At 54.7% G+C, this 16,262-nt stretch carries 19 protein-coding genes and 1 tRNA gene; 15 read left to right on the top strand and 5 right to left on the bottom strand.

Annotation, left to right across the window (positions count from 1 at the left end):
• The 13 genes from aspS (at position 1) to K8Q93_03055 (ending at position 12,521) form a co-directional block, all read left to right on the top strand.
• Positions 1–1,386 (top strand): aspartate--tRNA ligase, encoded by a 1,386-nt coding sequence (gene aspS / locus K8Q93_03115; protein MCE9644203.1) that lies wholly within the window; start codon positions 1–3, stop codon positions 1,384–1,386.
• Positions 1,387–1,488: 102 nt separating this feature from the next.
• The gene (locus K8Q93_03110; GenBank protein MCE9644202.1) at positions 1,489–2,214 is read left to right on the top strand and encodes a segregation/condensation protein A; all 726 of its coding nucleotides are present in this window, start codon (positions 1,489–1,491) and stop codon (positions 2,212–2,214) included.
• Positions 2,215–2,216: 2 nt separating this feature from the next.
• On the top strand, positions 2,217–2,780 hold the full coding sequence (locus K8Q93_03105) for an SMC-Scp complex subunit ScpB (GenBank protein MCE9644201.1): 564 nt from the start codon (positions 2,217–2,219) through the stop codon (positions 2,778–2,780).
• Positions 2,764–3,747, top strand: coding sequence for a hypothetical protein (locus K8Q93_03100; protein MCE9644200.1), 984 nt, complete (start codon positions 2,764–2,766; stop codon positions 3,745–3,747). Before K8Q93_03105 ends, K8Q93_03100 begins: the two co-directional genes overlap by 17 nt.
• 25 nt (positions 3,748–3,772) lie before the next feature.
• Complete coding sequence (locus tag K8Q93_03095; GenBank protein ID MCE9644199.1) at positions 3,773–4,849, top strand: hypothetical protein; 1,077 nt, start codon at positions 3,773–3,775, stop codon at positions 4,847–4,849.
• Between the two features lie 85 nt (positions 4,850–4,934).
• Entirely contained in the window at positions 4,935–6,041 is a 1,107-nt protein-coding gene (locus tag K8Q93_03090; GenBank protein ID MCE9644198.1) for a putative lipid II flippase FtsW, read from the top strand.
• The gene (locus K8Q93_03085) at positions 6,038–7,165 is read left to right on the top strand and encodes a UDP-N-acetylglucosamine--N-acetylmuramyl-(pentapeptide) pyrophosphoryl-undecaprenol N-acetylglucosamine transferase (GenBank protein ID MCE9644197.1); all 1,128 of its coding nucleotides are present in this window, start codon (positions 6,038–6,040) and stop codon (positions 7,163–7,165) included. Before K8Q93_03090 ends, K8Q93_03085 begins: the two co-directional genes overlap by 4 nt.
• A 9-nt stretch (positions 7,166–7,174) precedes the next feature.
• A complete protein-coding gene (gltX, locus tag K8Q93_03080; protein ID MCE9644196.1) occupies positions 7,175–8,581 on the top strand; it encodes a glutamate--tRNA ligase in 1,407 nt (468 codons plus the stop codon).
• Between the two features lie 19 nt (positions 8,582–8,600).
• Positions 8,601–9,881 carry a peptidoglycan DD-metalloendopeptidase family protein gene (locus tag K8Q93_03075; GenBank protein ID MCE9644195.1) on the top strand — a complete coding sequence of 427 codons (1,281 nt, stop codon included), beginning with the start codon at positions 8,601–8,603 and terminating at the stop codon, positions 9,879–9,881.
• A gap of 12 nt (positions 9,882–9,893) precedes the next feature.
• The gene (locus K8Q93_03070; protein MCE9644194.1) at positions 9,894–10,508 is read left to right on the top strand and encodes an HD domain-containing protein; all 615 of its coding nucleotides are present in this window, start codon (positions 9,894–9,896) and stop codon (positions 10,506–10,508) included.
• Positions 10,495–11,028, top strand: a complete 534-nt coding sequence (locus K8Q93_03065; GenBank protein ID MCE9644193.1) for a cytidylate kinase family protein — start codon at positions 10,495–10,497, stop codon at positions 11,026–11,028. The genes K8Q93_03070 and K8Q93_03065 overlap by 14 nt, the downstream gene beginning before the upstream one ends.
• 610 nt (positions 11,029–11,638) lie before the next feature.
• Positions 11,639–11,953, top strand: coding sequence for a hypothetical protein (locus K8Q93_03060; GenBank protein MCE9644192.1), 315 nt, complete (start codon positions 11,639–11,641; stop codon positions 11,951–11,953).
• Between the two features lie 145 nt (positions 11,954–12,098).
• Positions 12,099–12,521, top strand: a complete 423-nt coding sequence (locus K8Q93_03055; protein ID MCE9644191.1) for a hypothetical protein — start codon at positions 12,099–12,101, stop codon at positions 12,519–12,521.
• Positions 12,522–12,966: 445 nt separating this feature from the next.
• On the opposite strand, the gene K8Q93_03050 is transcribed toward K8Q93_03055, so the two are convergent.
• Positions 12,967–13,464, bottom strand: coding sequence for a hypothetical protein (locus tag K8Q93_03050; GenBank protein ID MCE9644190.1), 498 nt, complete (start codon positions 13,462–13,464; stop codon positions 12,967–12,969).
• A gap of 183 nt (positions 13,465–13,647) precedes the next feature.
• On the bottom strand, positions 13,648–14,103 hold the full coding sequence (locus tag K8Q93_03045; GenBank protein MCE9644189.1) for an EVE domain-containing protein: 456 nt from the start codon (positions 14,101–14,103) through the stop codon (positions 13,648–13,650).
• A gap of 59 nt (positions 14,104–14,162) precedes the next feature.
• Here K8Q93_03045 and K8Q93_03040 point away from each other — a divergent pair, with 59 nt between their 5' ends.
• Positions 14,163–14,552, top strand: coding sequence for a DoxX family protein (locus K8Q93_03040; GenBank protein MCE9644188.1), 390 nt, complete (start codon positions 14,163–14,165; stop codon positions 14,550–14,552).
• Between the two features lie 514 nt (positions 14,553–15,066).
• Positions 15,067–15,465 (top strand): hypothetical protein, encoded by a 399-nt coding sequence (locus K8Q93_03035; protein ID MCE9644187.1) that lies wholly within the window; start codon positions 15,067–15,069, stop codon positions 15,463–15,465.
• A gap of 63 nt (positions 15,466–15,528) precedes the next feature.
• Here the strand turns inward: K8Q93_03035 and K8Q93_03030 are convergent, their stop codons facing one another.
• From K8Q93_03030 to K8Q93_03020, 3 genes are all read right to left on the bottom strand, one after another.
• On the bottom strand, positions 15,529–15,876 hold the full coding sequence (locus K8Q93_03030) for a hypothetical protein (GenBank protein ID MCE9644186.1): 348 nt from the start codon (positions 15,874–15,876) through the stop codon (positions 15,529–15,531).
• Between the two features lie 10 nt (positions 15,877–15,886).
• A tRNA-Pro gene (locus K8Q93_03025) sits at positions 15,887–15,960 on the bottom strand.
• Between the two features lie 4 nt (positions 15,961–15,964).
• Positions 15,965–16,237 carry a PspC domain-containing protein gene (locus K8Q93_03020; protein MCE9644185.1) on the bottom strand — a complete coding sequence of 91 codons (273 nt, stop codon included), beginning with the start codon at positions 16,235–16,237 and terminating at the stop codon, positions 15,965–15,967.
• Between the last annotated feature and the right edge of the window lie 25 nt (positions 16,238–16,262).

The following is a 16,262-nucleotide window of genomic DNA, read 5'->3' as shown; positions in this document are numbered from 1 at the left end:
ATGCAGAGAACTCATATAAAAGACCTCGGGCAGAAAGTGGGGGAGAGCGTATCCATCTCCGGCTGGGTAGATGCCCGCCGCGACCATGGCAAGCTCATTTTCTTAGACATCCGTGACGCCTCCGGCAAGATACAGTCAGTCGCATTACCTAACCACGAAGAGGCGCATGCGCTCGCTAGTACGCTCCGTTCTGAATGGGTCATCACCGCTGAGGGTATCGTGAACAAGCGTCCTGCCAAGATGGTGAATACGGAAGTGGTGAATGGCGATATTGAACTCGAGATCACCTCCATCGTTGTTTTGAACGAATCTGCTACACCTCCTTTCGAGCTCTCTGGAGACACGCGCGAAGTGAGCGAGGAAGTACGCCTCAAGTACCGCTACCTCGATCTCCGTTCTTCTCGCTTACAAAACAATGTGCGTATGCGGGACAAGATCGTCTCCTTCTTCCGCGACTATCTGCATAAAAACGACTTCGTGGAGATAGAGACGCCGATCCTTATGAAGGGCACTCCGGAAGGCTCTCGGGAATATGTGGTTCCGAGTCGGCTTGAAAACGGGAAATTCTACGTTCTTCCTCAGTCTCCGCAGCAGTTCAAACAGCTCGCCATGGTGGCTGGCTTCGAGCGGTATTTCCAGATCGCCCGCTGCTTCCGTGATGAAGACACTCGCGGCGACCGTCAGCCTGAATTCACCCAATTGGACTTGGAGATGTCCTTCGTCACTCAAGAAGATATGCTTTCTCTGATAGAGCCCATGTTCGTCGAGCTCGTTGAGAAACTCTACCCGAACAAAAAGATCGCCCAGAAACCCTTCCCGCGAATCTCATACGCAGAATCAATGGCAAAATATGGGAACGATAAGCCGGACATGCGCGTGAACAAGGACGACCCCGACGAGCTGGCATTCTGCTGGGTTATCGATTTCCCCATGTTTGAGAAGGGTGAGGACGGGAGCGTCGGTGCGGTTCATCACCCCTTCACTGCGCCAAAACCCGGAGACGAGCATCTTCTCGATTCCGATCCTCTCAAAGCCCGAGCAAATGCATACGATATCGTCTTGAACGGTTACGAAGTCGGTGGTGGTTCAATCCGTATCCATAAGCGTGACCTGCAAAACAAGATATTCGAAATCCTCGGCCTCTCACAAGAAACCATCCTGAACCGTTTCGGCCACATGCTCGATGCCTTCGGATACGGTGCTCCGCCGCACGGTGGCATCGCTCCCGGCATAGACCGCATCGTTATGCTCCTTCAGAACGAACCCAACATCCGCGAAGTCATCGCGTTCCCCAAGACCGGAGAAGGGAAGGACCTCATGATGGGCGCACCAGCAGAAATCGATCCAAAGAACCTCGCCGAACTCGGTATTTCTCTCAAGAAGTAATTTCCGTTCAGAGGCATTCAGATACCTCAGCCCCGCACTTAGCGGGGCTGAGGTATTTTAAAGTTTGGATAAATAGCAGAAAAATGTTATAATACTAAGACAATGAACGCCTTTCTGGTGAAGCAGGATTCCTTTGAGGGACCGCTTGAAATGCTCCTCGACCTCATCGAGAAGCGGAAGCTCCACGTGAGTGATGTCTCCCTCGCTCAGGTAGCAGACGACTACGTAGCCTATGTGCGTAAGCTCGAGCACTTTCCCATAGAACACACTGCGCATTTCATCCTGACTGCCGCAACGCTTCTCCTCATCAAATCGAAGGCCCTCTTGCCATCCCTCTCGCTCACCACCGAAGAAGAAGCTGACATCAAAGACTTGGAAGACCGTCTGGCGCGCTACCAGAGGGTCCGAGAACTCTCGCTTCACCTACGCGAACGCTTCGGTAAACAGTTCGTCTTCCAAGCTTCCGAGCGGACCCTGGCGCAACCGGTCTTCTCGGTAGAACCCTCCGTCACCAAGCCATCGCTCCTCGAAGCTCTCCGTCGCACGCTGGCCTCCATCCCGGTTAAGGAACACATCACTAAAACGGTGGTCCAGAAGATCATTAGCCTCGAGGAGATGATCGAGCAGCTCGTCGGCCGCGTACAGAAGAGCATCTCCATGAGCTTCAAGGAATTCTCCGGCCACGGAAAGGAGGAGAAGAAGATGGTCATCGTGAGTTTTCTTGCTATGCTGGAACTCGTCAAACAAGGCATCATCCAAGCAGAACAGCACAATCCCTTCGAAGACATCACTATGGAATCCCGCGCGCTCGGCACTCCTTCCTACTAACTATGAACACTGCGAACACAATAGAAGCCGTGCTATTCTTCTACGGCGAGCCTCTTTCCGTAAAGAAACTCGCGTCTTTGCTTGATAAGAGCGAGGAGGAGATCAAAGAAGCTCTAGGCGGACTGAAAGCTTCGCTTCAAGGAAGGGGATTGACCCTACTTGAGAAGGACGAGGAGATAGCTCTCGGCACTGTGCCGGAAGCGTCGAGCGTCATCGAGAAGCTCGTCAAAGAGGAATTCCACCGCGACATCGGCAAGGCAGGACTCGAAGCGCTCTCGCTTGTCATCTACTACGGACCAATCAGCCGCGCGGATATCGATTACGTCCGCGGCGTAAGCTCCCATTTCATCCTGCGCAATCTCCTGCTTCGCGGATTAGTGGAGAAGATAGAGAACCCCGAGGACAAGCGCAGCTTCCTCTACCGTCCGACCTTCGACCTTCTTGGACACTTAGGCGTCAGCTCAGTCGAAGAGCTCCCTGAGTACGCGGAGGTCCGCGCCGAAATCGCCGCCAAGATGGAAGCGCTCAAAACGACACCGACTGAGAATAATGCCGAACGAGAATAAAAATATCTCCATATCGTGGCTCGGCATAAGCTTGGCCTTTTTTATATGCACCCTGCTCCTCCTGCCGGTAGCACTACGTAGTTATCGTCCTGCGGATAAAGCGACGGAAATGGCGAGCGCAGCAGCAGCTACGGAAGTACCGGCGAAGGCCCCGGTCCCCGCAGTCTTTGAAGCGCCGGAGCTCATCGCCCGCGCGGCCGTCGTCTACGACGTTGCCAAAGGCGTAGAACTTTTTGCTGCAAATGGAGAAGCCCAGCTTCCGCTCGCATCTCTCACCAAGATCATGACCGCGCTCACCGCGCGCGAGACTCTGGGAGAAGATGAGACGGTGGTGATAGGGGAGAAGACCTTAAGAGCAGATGGCGACGGATTACTTAAAACCGGTGATAAGTGGTCACTCCGCTCACTCCTCGATTGGACCCTGGTGCGCTCTTCTAATGACGGCGCCGTAGCCATCGCGAGCGCCTGGGAAGCAGTCGCTCGCGCCAAGCCCGAAGCCACTGCCTCCTCTACTGATTTCCTCGCCAGCATGAACGCTCGTGCCAAGGAGCTCGGTCTGACCCAAACATACTTCCTGAACGAAACCGGGCTCGATCTCAACGAAGAACTCTCTGGCGCCTATGGCTCTGCGCGCGACGTGAACAAGCTCTTCCTCACTGCCGTACGCGAATTCCCGGAGAGTTTCGAAGCTACGCGCTACAAAGAACTCATCGTCGACTCAGCTCGCGGGACGTATAAGACGAAGAATACCAATAGTGCGGTAGAGACCTTGCCCGGCCTCATCGCTTCCAAAACCGGCTTCACCGATCTCGCCGGAGGAAACCTAGTCATCCTCTTTGATGCCGGTCCTAATCACCCTGTTGCTATAAGCGTCCTCGGCTCCACTCAGGAGGGCCGCTTCGAGGACGTCGCCAAGCTGGTAGATGCCACCCTTCGCTATCTCGAAGCCAAGGGAGAAGAAGAGTAGGGCTTCCTGTATACTGCCACCACCTATGGTCATCGAGGATATCGTCAAAGTCTTCCTTCCCGCGACCTTTGCCTTCATCGCCGGCATCGCGCTCACCCCCTTTCTTACACACTTCCTCTATAAGCAGGAGATGTGGAAGAAGAAGAGCGGGAAGATAAGCATGGACGGCTCTAACGCTGAAGTATTTAACGAGCTCCATAAGACCAAGGAAGTAGGCACTCCGCGCATGGGCGGCATCGTCGTCTGGGCCTCGACCGCTATCACCACCCTCGGCCTCCTTCTCTTAAGCCAGCTCTTCCCGGGCACGCTCCTCGAGAAGCTCTCCTACCTCTCCCGCAACCAGACCTGGATCCCGTTCGCCACCCTCATGCTCGGCGCGCTCGTAGGGCTCCTCGATGACTGGCTTGAGGTGAAGGGGAGCAGGGACTATATCGCCGGAGGACTCTCTCTCAAGAAGCGACTCGGCGTGGTCGCAGTGATTGGGCTCGGCTGTGCTCTCTGGTTCTACTACAAGCTGGGAGTGACGAGCATCGGGCTTCCGTTCCTCGGCGACCTCTACATCGGCTGGCTGTTCATCCCGCTCTTCGTACTGGTGACCATCGGCCTCTATTCCGGCGGCGTGATCGACGGCATCGATGGGCTCGCGGGCGGAGTCTTTGCCACCATGTTCAGCGCCTACGCGGGCATCGCTTTCTATCAGAACCAGATTAACCTCGCCGCCTTCTGCGCAGTGATCGTGGGTGGACTCCTGGCCTTCCTCTGGTTCAATATCCCGCCTGCGCGCTTCTATATGTCGGAGACGGGCTCGATGGCGCTCACGCTGACCCTCGCGGTAGTAGCCTTCACCACCGACACGCTGGGGGCCGGCCACGGCCTCTCCGCGCTCCCCATCATCGCGCTTCCGCTCATCGCCACCTCCTTCTCCAATGTGCTGCAGATAATTTCCAAGCGGTTCCGCGGCAAGAAGCTCTTTCTGGTAGCGCCGCTCCACCACCACTTCGAAGCTCTCGGCTGGCCAGGCTACAAGGTGACCATGCGTTTCTGGATTGTGAGCGTGGTCTGTGCACTCTTCGGCATGATCATCGCACTCGTAGGCAAGTAAATATTTGAGTGGGGAATAGGAGAGATGCGATTCTCGTCTTATGATGTGTGATGTCTAAAAGCTATACGTAGTGGCCTTCGAAAAAATGAGTACGCGCCCTCACTCCATAGACAAGCTCTTCATGATCACCGTGTTCCTGCTGATCGCGGTGGGCTTTTTCATTTTCACCTCCGCCTCGCTCGGCCTCTTGGCGCGCGAAGGCGCGCATTTCGGAGCAGTAGCGCTGAAGCAGTTCGTCTTCGGGCTCTGCCTCGGGGGAGTAGCCCTCATCGCCGCGAGCACAGTGAGCTATCAGATCTGGCGCAAATATTCTTTCTATATCTTCGTCTTCGCCATCCTCCTCACGCTCCTCGTATTCATACCCGGAGTAGGCTTCGCCCACGGAGGAGCGCGGCGCTGGATAGCGCTTGCAGGGTTTTCCTTCCAGCCATCCGAGCTTCTTAAGATTGCGTATGTCTTCTACCTGGCTACTTGGCTTACCGTGGCCAAGGACCGGGTGAGTGAATGGAAGTACGGTCTCATCCCATTCTCTTTGCTTACCGGTATCGTGGGCATGATTCTCTTGGCGCAGCCGGATACCGACACCTTCCTCATCGCGGTCGCCGCAGGGCTCGCCATGTTCGTCGTGGCGGGAGCAAAGATCAGGGACCTGGCCATCCTGGGAGGCGTAGGTCTGGTAGGCCTCACCGGACTCGTATTCATGCGGCCCTACCTCATGTCCCGCATCATGACCTTCCTCTCGCCAGGGGAGACTGATCCATTGGGAGCGGGATACCAGATCACCCAGTCGCTCATCGCCATAGGTTCAGGAGGAATCTTCGGCCGAGGCTTCGGTCAGAGCCTCCAGAAATTTGAATTCCTACCGGAGCCCATAGGAGACTCGATCTTTGCGGTGGCCGGGGAGGAATTCGGCTTCGTAGGAGCCTCCCTGCTCATCTTTTTGTTCATATTCTTCGCTCTCCGGGGCTTCCGGATCGCCGCCCGGGCCCCTGACTCCTTCGGTGGACTGGTAGCCGTCGGAATTGTTATACTTATCACCTGCCAGTCCTTCCTGAATATAGGCTCCATGTTGGCCCTTGTACCGCTCTCTGGCACCCCCCTTGTCTTCGTAAGCCAGGGTGGAACAGCCCTTCTCCTAGCCCTCTTCCAAGCAGGTATCCTGTTTAACATCTCCAAGTATCAGCGCGTATGAAGATACTATTCACGGGTAGTGGCGCCGGCGGCCATTTCTACCCCATAATCGCCATCGCGGAGGCGCTTAACCGCATCGTGGCTGCGGAGAAGCTCCTGCCGCCCAAGCTCTACTACATGGCTCCCGAACCGGGAGACCAACGGGTCCTCTTTGAGCAGGGCATCACGTATCTCCCCGCAAGCGCCGGACGCGTACGCCGTTACTTCTCAGTGATGAACGCCTTCGACTTGGTAAAGACCTCTCTCGGCGTCCTCAAGGCTGTCCTGAGGCTCTTCTCGCTCTATCCCGACGTTGTCTTCGGCAAAGGGGCCTACGGAAGTTTCCCGGCGCTCTTTGCAGCAAGGATCCTCGGCATCCCCGTGGTCATCCACGAATCCGATTCCGAGCCAGGCAGGGTGAACCGTTGGGCGGGGAAGTTCGCCAAGCGCGTAGCCATCTCATATCCAGATGCCGCACGATTCTTCGACAAAGAAAAAGTAGCGCTCACCGGGAACCCCATCCGCAAAGATATCGCTACCCCTGCATACGAGGGAGGCCGGGAATTCCTCAAGCTCGAAGAGGGCACGCCGGTCCTCCTCATCCTCGGCGGCTCTTCAGGTTCTCAAGCCATCAACGAAGCAGTCCTCGACGCGCTCCCGAGGCTCCTCAACAAATACCAGGTCATCCACCAAGTAGGAGAGAAGAATTTCGAAGAGGTCGGCCAGATCGCTGCAGGATCGCTCCACGATCATCCTCACAAGGATCGTTATCGTCCCTACGCCTTCCTCAACGTGTTAGCGCTCCGCATGGCCGCAGGAGTCTGCTCTCTGGTGATCTCCAGGGCTGGCTCCACGCTCTTTGAGATCGCCGCCTGGGGCAAGCCGTCCATAGTGATCCCCATACCTGAATCCATCAGCCACGATCAGACCAAGAACGCCTTCTCCTACGGACGCTCGGGAGCGGCTACCATCATCGAACAGCGCAACCTCACTCCGGTGATACTCGAGTCCGAGATCGAGCGCATCCTGGGGGATGCGCCGAAGGCTGCGGCCATGAGCGCAGCCGCATCGAAATTCGCCAAGAAAGACGCTGCCGAAACCATCGCCCGCGAGATCCTGAACATCGCCCTCGCGCACGAGCGCTAAAAAATATATATGGCTTCTTCAATCATTACTCGCTTTCCGCCTTCTCCCACGGGACCTTTGCATATTGGGAACGTGCGTACGGCGCTTTTCAACTACCTCTTCGCCCGCAAGCATGGCGGCGAGATCATCCTCCGCTTCGAGGATACCGATCGCAAGCGCTCCAAGCCCGAGTACGAGGATCATGCATATGAATCGCTGGAGTGGCTCGGCCTCAAGTTCGACCATATCTACCGACAGTCGGAGCGCACGCTCATTTACCGTAAATATCTGGAGAAGATGATAGAAGAGGGGAGTGCATACGTCTCCAAAGAAGCGGACCTAGAATATGAGACCGGCGGCGGGGAAGACCAGGATGAAGAAAGTTCGGAACGCGAGCATCGCGACGAGGTCATCCGCCTCAAGAATCCGAACAAGAAGGTTGTCTTCAATGATTTAGTCCGCGGAGAGATTGAGGTGGACACCACCGAGCTCGGCGATTTCGTGATCGCCAAATCTCTGGAAGAGCCGCTCTACCACTTCGCCGTGGTCATCGATGATTCCGTGATGGGCATCACCCACGTCATCCGTGGTGAAGACGGTATCTACAATACGCCGCGTCAGATCCTCATCCAGGAAGCTATTGGTGCAGAGCGCCCCATCTACTGCCACATCCCGTTCGTGTTCGGTCCAGACAAGAAGAAGTTCTCCAAGCGCCATGGCGCCATCAGCGCGCTCGACTATCGCGACGAAGGTATCCTTCCGGAAGCGCTCCTCAACTACCTAGCTCTCCTCGGCTGGAATCCAGGCACGACCCAGGAGATCTTCACTCCGCAGGAATTGATCGAGCAGTTCGACCTAGAGAAGGTTCAGAAAGCAGGGGCAGTCTTCGATCCGGAGAAGCTCCGCTGGATCAACCAGGAGCACATCAAGCGGATGGATGATACCACCTTCAAGAAGCACGCCTATGCCGTCCTCGCTTCCCGCATCGCCGCAAACCCTCATTGGAATGAGGCGCGCTTCGATAAACTGGTTCCTGAACTCAGAAATCGTATCGCGCTCTTCAAGGATTTGGATGCCATGTGGGAGGGAGGCGAATTCGACTACCTCTTTGCCCTCCCCAGCTACGAACCCAAGCTCCTTATCCCCACCCCCAAGGAAGGGAAGTCCCTGACCCCCAAGAAGGTCGCCAAACACCTGGAATGGGTCCTAGGAGCCCTGGAGAAGCTCGAGGAAGGCTCATTCACCAAGGAAGGCGTCAAAGAGGCCATCTGGGCCTATGCGGAGAAAGAGGGGAGAGGGAACGTGCTCTGGCCCCTCCGCACCGCCCTCTCCGGCCGCGAGCGCTCCCCCGACCCCATGACCCTCTGTGATATCCTGGGAAAGACGGAGGTGCTTCGTCGTCTCCAGGAAGCCGTAGCGCTCTTAAAGAGCGCATAAGTTCGAGTATGAAAAACCGATGCTCCGTTCCTATCCCAATTTTTTCGCATATGCAGCGTTAATTGCCCTTTTCGTATTGGCGCCGTTTTACGCGCAGGCCCAGGACGCGGCGACACTCAGAGCACAGATAGAAGCGAGGAATCGTGAAATCGCCGATCTTGAAAAAGAGATTGCCGCGTTCCAGACGCAGATAGACGCTACCCAGAAGAACGCCAAGACTCTCCAGAACGCCATCAAGTCACTCGACCTCACCCGCCAGAAGCTCGCGGCGGATATCTCCGTGACTCAGAAGAAAATCAATGCGACCACTCTTACCATCCTCTCGCTCGGCGATCAGATCGTAGACAAGGAGACGAGTATCGGGACACAGCGCTCCGGCCTCGGGGAAGCCCTGCGCAACCTCTACGAGCACGACCAGGTCTCTACCGCAGCCGCCCTCCTCTCGTATGAGAGCCTCGGAGATTTCTGGAATGACCAGGAGAACATCCTGACGGTGAATGAGGAGATGAAGCGGCACGTAAACGACCTCACCGAGCTGCGTGATACCCTGGCCGAGAGCAAGCGCTCCACCGAAGCTGAGAAGAAGAAACTCACCGATTACCAGCGCCAGCTCCAGGATCAGAAAGCGCTCGCGGAAGCCAACAAACGCGAGAAGGACAAGCTTCTTGCAGAGACCAAGAACAGCGAGGCTGCGTACAAGAAGCTTCTCGCGGAGAAAACTGCTCGTCGCGACGCTTTCTTGCAGGAAATCGCAAGCTACGAAGCCCAGCTTAAATTCGTCATCGATCCGGCGAGCGTTCCTAAGGCAGGCAAGGGCATCCTCGGCTGGCCGCTCTCGAAGGTGGTCATCACTCAATACTTCGGCAATACTGAATTCGCCATGTCTGGCGCCTACAGCGGCAAAGGTCACAATGGCATCGACTTGGGCGCATCCGTCGGCACCAAGCTCTTCTCCGCAGGAGCGGGCATCGTGAAGGCGACAGGGAACACGGACAGCAAGCCGGGTTGCTACTCCTACGGCAAGTGGGTCCTCATCGAGCATACCAACGGCCTCTCCACGCTTTATGCTCATCTTTCTCTCGTGAACGTCTCGGCAGGGCAGACAGCAGCCCGTGGCTCCCTCATCGGCTATACGGGCGCTACCGGCTACGCTACTGGTCCCCACCTCCACTTCTCGGTCCTCGCAAGCCAGGGCGTGCGTGTGGTCACTTACAACCCCTCAGGGGCCTCCAATTGCCGCGGCGTGCAGATGCCGGTGGCCGACCTCAAGGCCTATATGAATCCGATGTCATATTTGTAGTAGGATACCGCCATGAACCCCCCAGGCACCAAGAACCTTCTCCCCGATGCCCTGGACTTCCTCGCGCTCCTCAGCGACTTCCGCTTAGTCCAGCGTACACTCCTCTGCCGCGGGTCTGATATAGAAGAGAATGATGTAGAGCATTCCTACCAGCTCGCCATGCTGGCCTGGTACCTTATCGGCAAGGCCAAGCTCGATCTCGATATAGGCAAGACCATACGCTTCGCTCTAGTACACGATTTCCCTGAAGTGTATGCCGGAGACACTCCCGTCTTCGGTCCGAACGCAGGTACGGTAGCGACCAAGCATGTGCGGGAATCCGAAGCACTGGAGAGATTGGAAAAGGAATGGGGGAGCCGCTTCCCGGAATTCATCTCTGCAATCAAGGAGTACGAGAGTAAGGAAAGCGAGGAAGCTAAGTTCATCTACGCCCTCGACAAGATCATCGCTCCCATGAACGTCTACCTCGACGGCGGGCGCAACTGGAAACGCCTCGAGGTCACTCTCGATATGACCCTCGAGAACAAGCGTCCCAAGGTCAAAGGGCACGCCGTAGCGGCTGATTTCTTCGAGGAACTAGCTGAGCGTCTGACTAAGGATAAGCATCTGTTTTATGAACCCGAATAAGCGAATCATCACCATCGCCGGGCTCGCGGGCGTCGGCAAAAGCGCCCTCTGTAAAGCGATCCAGAACGAGCTCGGCTGGAAGAAATATTCTGCAGGGGACTTGCTCCGTCAGATGGCCGAAGAACGTGGTATGACTATAAATGAGATCGATGAGGCTGCCAGACATGACCCTCAATTCGACCGGGCACTCGACGAACGTACTGAGAAGCTAGGTCAGACCGAACAAGACTTCGTGATTGATGGCCGCTTGGCTTGGAAATTTATCCCGCACTCACTCAAGGTCAATATGACCTGTGACGAAGAGGTTCGTCTGACCCGCGTGGCGCATCGTGAAGGCATTTCCATAGAAACAGCTCGTGAGCGCACCAGACACCGCGAAGAGACTATCACTGACCGCTATAAAAAATACTACGACATCGATAACTTCCTTGATCCTAAGAACTTTGATCTGGTGCTGGATACAACTTCGATGACGATTGAGGAGGAATTGCGGCTTGTTTTAGAAAAAATTCAAAAATAAATTAAAAGAGTTTAAGAGTATTAAGTAGTCAAAACAAAATAGGGGAGAGAGTCCCCTATTGAGGGCCAAAATTTTTGGGACAAATCTTGAGTCTCTAGACAAAAAGAAGAATTTTAGAGAATATCCCACTTGAAGCGTTATTTGACTAAACCGAAGGGAGAGTCTCATGGCTAATCAGCCAACTGGGACACAGACTCAGTTCTGTCTCCCGCCCCCAAAAACCTATTGGGACGAAATTCATGGCAACACCCCAGAGGCCACTGAAAGGCGTAAAAACCTCGACAGCATGTTCACGAGGTACTTCCCGAATGGACACGACGAGAGCCTGCATCAGATAGTTCCATTTCTTCAGAATCTCCAGCGAGGCGATCCGGCTACTCGAAACATGCTTCCATCCTGGCGGCTTAAGTGGTACATGAACTACCTGGACTTCATGCATTCAGAGGCTCTCAACTTCTTGCAGCGTTACGGGACCGACTATACACCCTTGCGCTGGAAGAGGCGCCCGCATATTGAGCCTAAGCCCCGATGCTGTTTCTTCAACGCGACGATCTTGATGTACGCTCATAATCAAAGACGTCAGGAGCCAGTCAACGAGCACTGGCCGCCAATGACCTATGTTGAAGGCCTCGTCTTTGGTCCAAGCTTAAATGCGCCGATGCTTCATGCCTGGAACGCCTATCAAGACCACGACCGAGACGCGGTCGACTTCAGTCTCTATCCAGATTGCGGCTGGAACCGATACTTCGGAATCGCTTTCAGCCAAACTGAATGGATCGAAATCTGCCAGTTCAGGAATCCGCTTGCCACAGAAAAAAATCCCAAGCCGCGACTTCTTTTCCGTCGAGACGAATGCACACCCGAGCTTCTTAAGAAGATAGAATCTGTCATCGCTCGTCGGCAAGAAACTAAGACCAATGTCTAACCGACGGCGGTCTTTTTCTTTTCATACAAAAAAAGGGGAGAGAGTCCCCTACTGAAAACCAATTTTTGATAGACCCTAGGAATCCCTAGACAAAAACCTCCAAATACAGGAATATCTCCTCGGAACTACTTAAGGGAGAGTTGGAATGCCGACCACGCGAGCCCTGGCCAGGCGCTATCTCAACGAGATCGACCGGGCTACCACCATCATCACCAACGCTTCTACCCAGATCGTAGCCGCGCAGAAGAAACTCGCAAAAGTACGAGAGGAGTGCGCGCATCGATGGACCTTCACGTACCAGGTCAACAACTACCACGAAGAGCGCTGGAACGTGACCTATCATTGCGCCGATTGCCAGCTGGAGCGGGTAGACAGGGATAAGATCCCGGTTTGCCGGGTCTGCGACAGTCCGCTTCAGCGCGCCGCAGCGAATGATCAGGAAGCCGAAGCTGAGAAGGCGAAGGACGAGTACAAGAATCGGAGCCTTCTCAGCAACCCCCTGATCGCTTTCCGGTGCTCAACGCCCTCCTGCAACGTCGTACACATTCTCTGGACTCTTGGCGATTAACGCGTCGCTATCTAACCGGCCGACACTGCACCCACAGGGGACGATGCAGTGTCGGCCATTCTTCATTAAAGAAAAAGAGGGGAGAGAGTCCCCTATCGAAAGTCGAATTTTTAAAACTGGTTGAAAGAAGAATTTTAATGTCATGAGTCGAGGGAAGACCTGAGGAATTTTTTGTCATCATCACTAAGGGAGAAGGTACAGCAAAAGATCTGCTCGAAAGTCGATTCAAGGAAAGAAGTCTTACAGAGCTTAGCGGGAACCAAACCCAGGTTTGTATAGGGATACGTCGCAAAAGATATATTGTGCGACGTATCCCTAATCTCTTCCCCGAGCCTGGGAACCAGTAAACAACCAGACCCGGACTTTCGTCCGGGTCTGTTTTGGAAGATCTTTCTCTTCCCTGTCGAGATGGTTTTAATTTCTTTCTACCAAACTCAACTGAGACTTAATTATTTTGATCCACGAGGGGGACTGAGATCTTGGCGAAAGCCGAAGACTTGATCGCGACGCTCTTAGTCGCATTCTCGCGATAACCTCCCCAGCAACGCGATGAACTTGCCCAAGGATCGCTACCTTCCTCCAGGTAGAGGTATTTGGCGTAGGCCAAGTTCCCTTCCAAGGAGTAGATATCGAAGCCGTGCTTTTCTGCGCGCTTCAAATGGTAGCGTTCGTTGACCTGCATGATGCCGACGTCGTTGTTGTCGATCTCTCCGCGCAGGACTTCGCCCTTGCGGTCATAGTGACGGAAGCGAGTTTCGCAACGTGCGACCTCAGCTAGCATCGGCGTGTCGCTGAAGTATTCGCGAACGACTGCTTCAAGAGAACGCTGAGCATTTTCCTTCTTGGTCTCGAGTACCGTGGCAACGGCCGCAACCTGGGTCTTATTAGAGACGGCCTGGGTGCTGCCCTGAACGGTAATCGGCGTGGAGGTCCCAGAGGACATGAGCGCGAGTCCGATAATGAGTGGAAGTATAAGCCTAAGTTTAGCTAGTAACCGGTGCCCTCCATGGCGACTGCCGCCAAAAGGGGTATGGCTGAAACTAAAACCAAGGCCCGGTTAGGCCCTGATACTGTCTATTATATAACTTCTGGAGTTACTTGTCAAGGCCTACAATGAGCCCTAAACCTACCCCTTCCCGAGCTTCACAATGAGGTCAAAATGGCTCTTTTCTACTGGTTGGACCGATAAACGGCTGCCCTGCTGGGCCAGGAGCATCCCTTTGAGCTCTGGATGGAGCTTTATGAAGGAAAGCTTCACGGGGACCTTGAAAATCCCTTTATAGACCACCTTCCGGGTCGTCCAGCGAGGGGTATCCTTCTTAGAGGCTGCGTCAAAATACTGACTTTTCTTATCAAACTGGGTGGGGTCAGGCGTAGCTTCCCCCTGTATCTCCCCTACCCCCACTACCGCAGGCTCCGCGATGCTGGAGTGGTGGATGAGGACCCTATCCCCGCTCTTCATTGCCCTTAGGAAATTACGCGCCTGGTAATTGCGCACCCCCTCCCAGGAAGTGAAGCCATCTCGCTTGAGATCGTCTATGGAGAAGGCGTCAGGTTCGGTCTTGAGCAGCCAATAGCGCATAAAAATGAGGGTGTTAGAATAGTCTCATTACCCATAATAGTTAGCAATACTTCATGTTGATGGCATTTACCGAGAAGTACGCCGCGCTCGTAGGCCGCGTCTTCATCGCTTCCTTATTCCTCTACGCAGCGTACGGCAAGATCACCGGCTTTGCCGGCACGGCGGCCTACATGCAAGACGTAGTCATGTGGCCTTCCTTCATGCTCGGCCTCGGTATCGCCTTCGAGCTCATCGGCGGCCTCTCCCTCCTGCTCGGCTGGAAGACCCGTTGGGGAGCTTGGGCGCTTATCCTCTTCACCCTCGTCGCCTCTGCTCTCTTCCATAACTTCCTGCAGGACGAGACGCAGATCGTCATGTTCCTCAAGAACCTCTCCATCATCGGCGGTCTCCTCTACGTCGCCACCTATGGCGCAGGCACCCTCAGCATAGACAACCGCAAGTCTGCATAAGTCTCCTCTTCTGAGGAACTGCAAAAACCCGCCACGAGGCGGGTTTTGTGTTATGACAGTATCCACACATTGCGCCCTCTAACGACAAGGTCTACCTTTATGAGAAAGAAGTACAAATACGTTTTGAGAAGTCATCACCCGGATGGAGGGGTTCATGGACGACCAGAAACGCGAGGATACGGGGGTAAGGAAGCCGACCGAAACCCCTAAGGAGGACCGGAAGGATCAGTCGGCTGCGCCGCCTGCGGCGGTTGACCCTCCGAAGTCACAGCGGCTCGGAGGAATCAATTGGTGGGTTTAGAACCCGCCCCGAGCAATCAACTGAGCTGGGTTCGCCGCAAGGCAGGCCCGGCTCTTTTTTACGACATCCCGCAAACAAACCGTCCAGTTGCCCTCCCCTCCCCTGGATGTAGGCTTAAGGGGACGAGCTATCTTTGTACCTTCCTTAGTCGCACTTCGGCATATAAAGCTCGTCAGAGTTCATCAGACAAACCAAACGAGATGGAGGGCAACAATGGCACGCTTAGCATTGCTCGCCTTGATTCTTTTCATGGGGTTCTTGAGCAGCCCCGCAGCCGCACACGAGGAACACCATCCGACCAAGGCCGATGAGCCGTCCGTCAATTACTCGGATTGGAAGAACCTCAAGGGCGACGGCTGCTGCAATAACCAGGACTGTCGGCCGATCGCCGACGAAGATGTCCAGGAATCCCCTGTCACCAAGGTCTTCATAGAGAACAAGTGGTGCCCCGTCCTCAACCACCACTACCTCAAGCAAGGCAACGCTCCGGATTGGTCACGGAATCACATCTGTGTCCGGAAGCTCTACAATGCCGATCCTGGAACGACCAGCCCGGCATATTTAGATCCTTGCCAACGTCTGCTCTGCTTCCAACCTCGCCCACGGGTATGAAGAGGAAATCCTCATACCTATCCCAGCGCTCTGCCTCCTCCCGGGCAGGCGCTGGTTTCGTTTTTACGCCTTCCCAACTATCAGATGTAGATGAAAATGTTCAGGAATAGATTTATTCTTGTGGGTCGCTTCGATGATCCAGTCGTAGTCCATATGTGCGGAGGTTGTCTTGATGGCTTTCAATTCTTCTAACTCTTCTTCGTCTAGGGCGTCCTCAGCCACGTGACGCATAGGCACGAGCATATGATGCACTTCCGCGATCCTATCGTAAGGGAAATGGTTGAGTATGATCTTCCAGTATTTGAAAGCTTTTATCGCCTCCCTCCCGCATAAGGGACAAGGTTCCGAGGTGCTGACCCGTCGATGTTCGTTGTATTTATTTTTCGCCTCCTCTGTTCGAAGTGAGACCATGTATAAATTTTGGTCGGGCCGCCGGGAATCGAACCCGGTCTACATCCACCCCATGGACGCGTACTACCGGTATACTACGGCCCGATATTTACTGCTGATCCAAATCCTTGGCTTCTTCTGTTTCCACAAACTCCCTCCAGGGATCCTTGGCAGGAGCCGCCATCTTCGGCTTATGCGGGATGATGAGCATCGCCACGATATAGGTGAAGACTACCGGGAAGATGGCCGTCACCAGCGCTGTGAATACGAAAGCCAAGCGGACGAGTGTCGAGTCGAGAGCGAAGCGCTCCGCGAGTCCCCCGCAGACACCGGCGATCTTCTTGTCCGTATCCGAGAGATATATCTTCTGAGTTCGCGGCATGGAATATAGGCGGTAACGCCTTGAA

The sequence above is a fragment of the Candidatus Parcubacteria bacterium genome (assembly GCA_021414235.1).
Lineage (GTDB): Bacteria > Patescibacteriota > Minisyncoccia > Phycocordibacterales > JAKFXT01 > JAIOOV01.
Note: the sequence above shows the minus strand (reverse complement) of the source record. Positions and strands in the feature narration are given on the sequence as shown.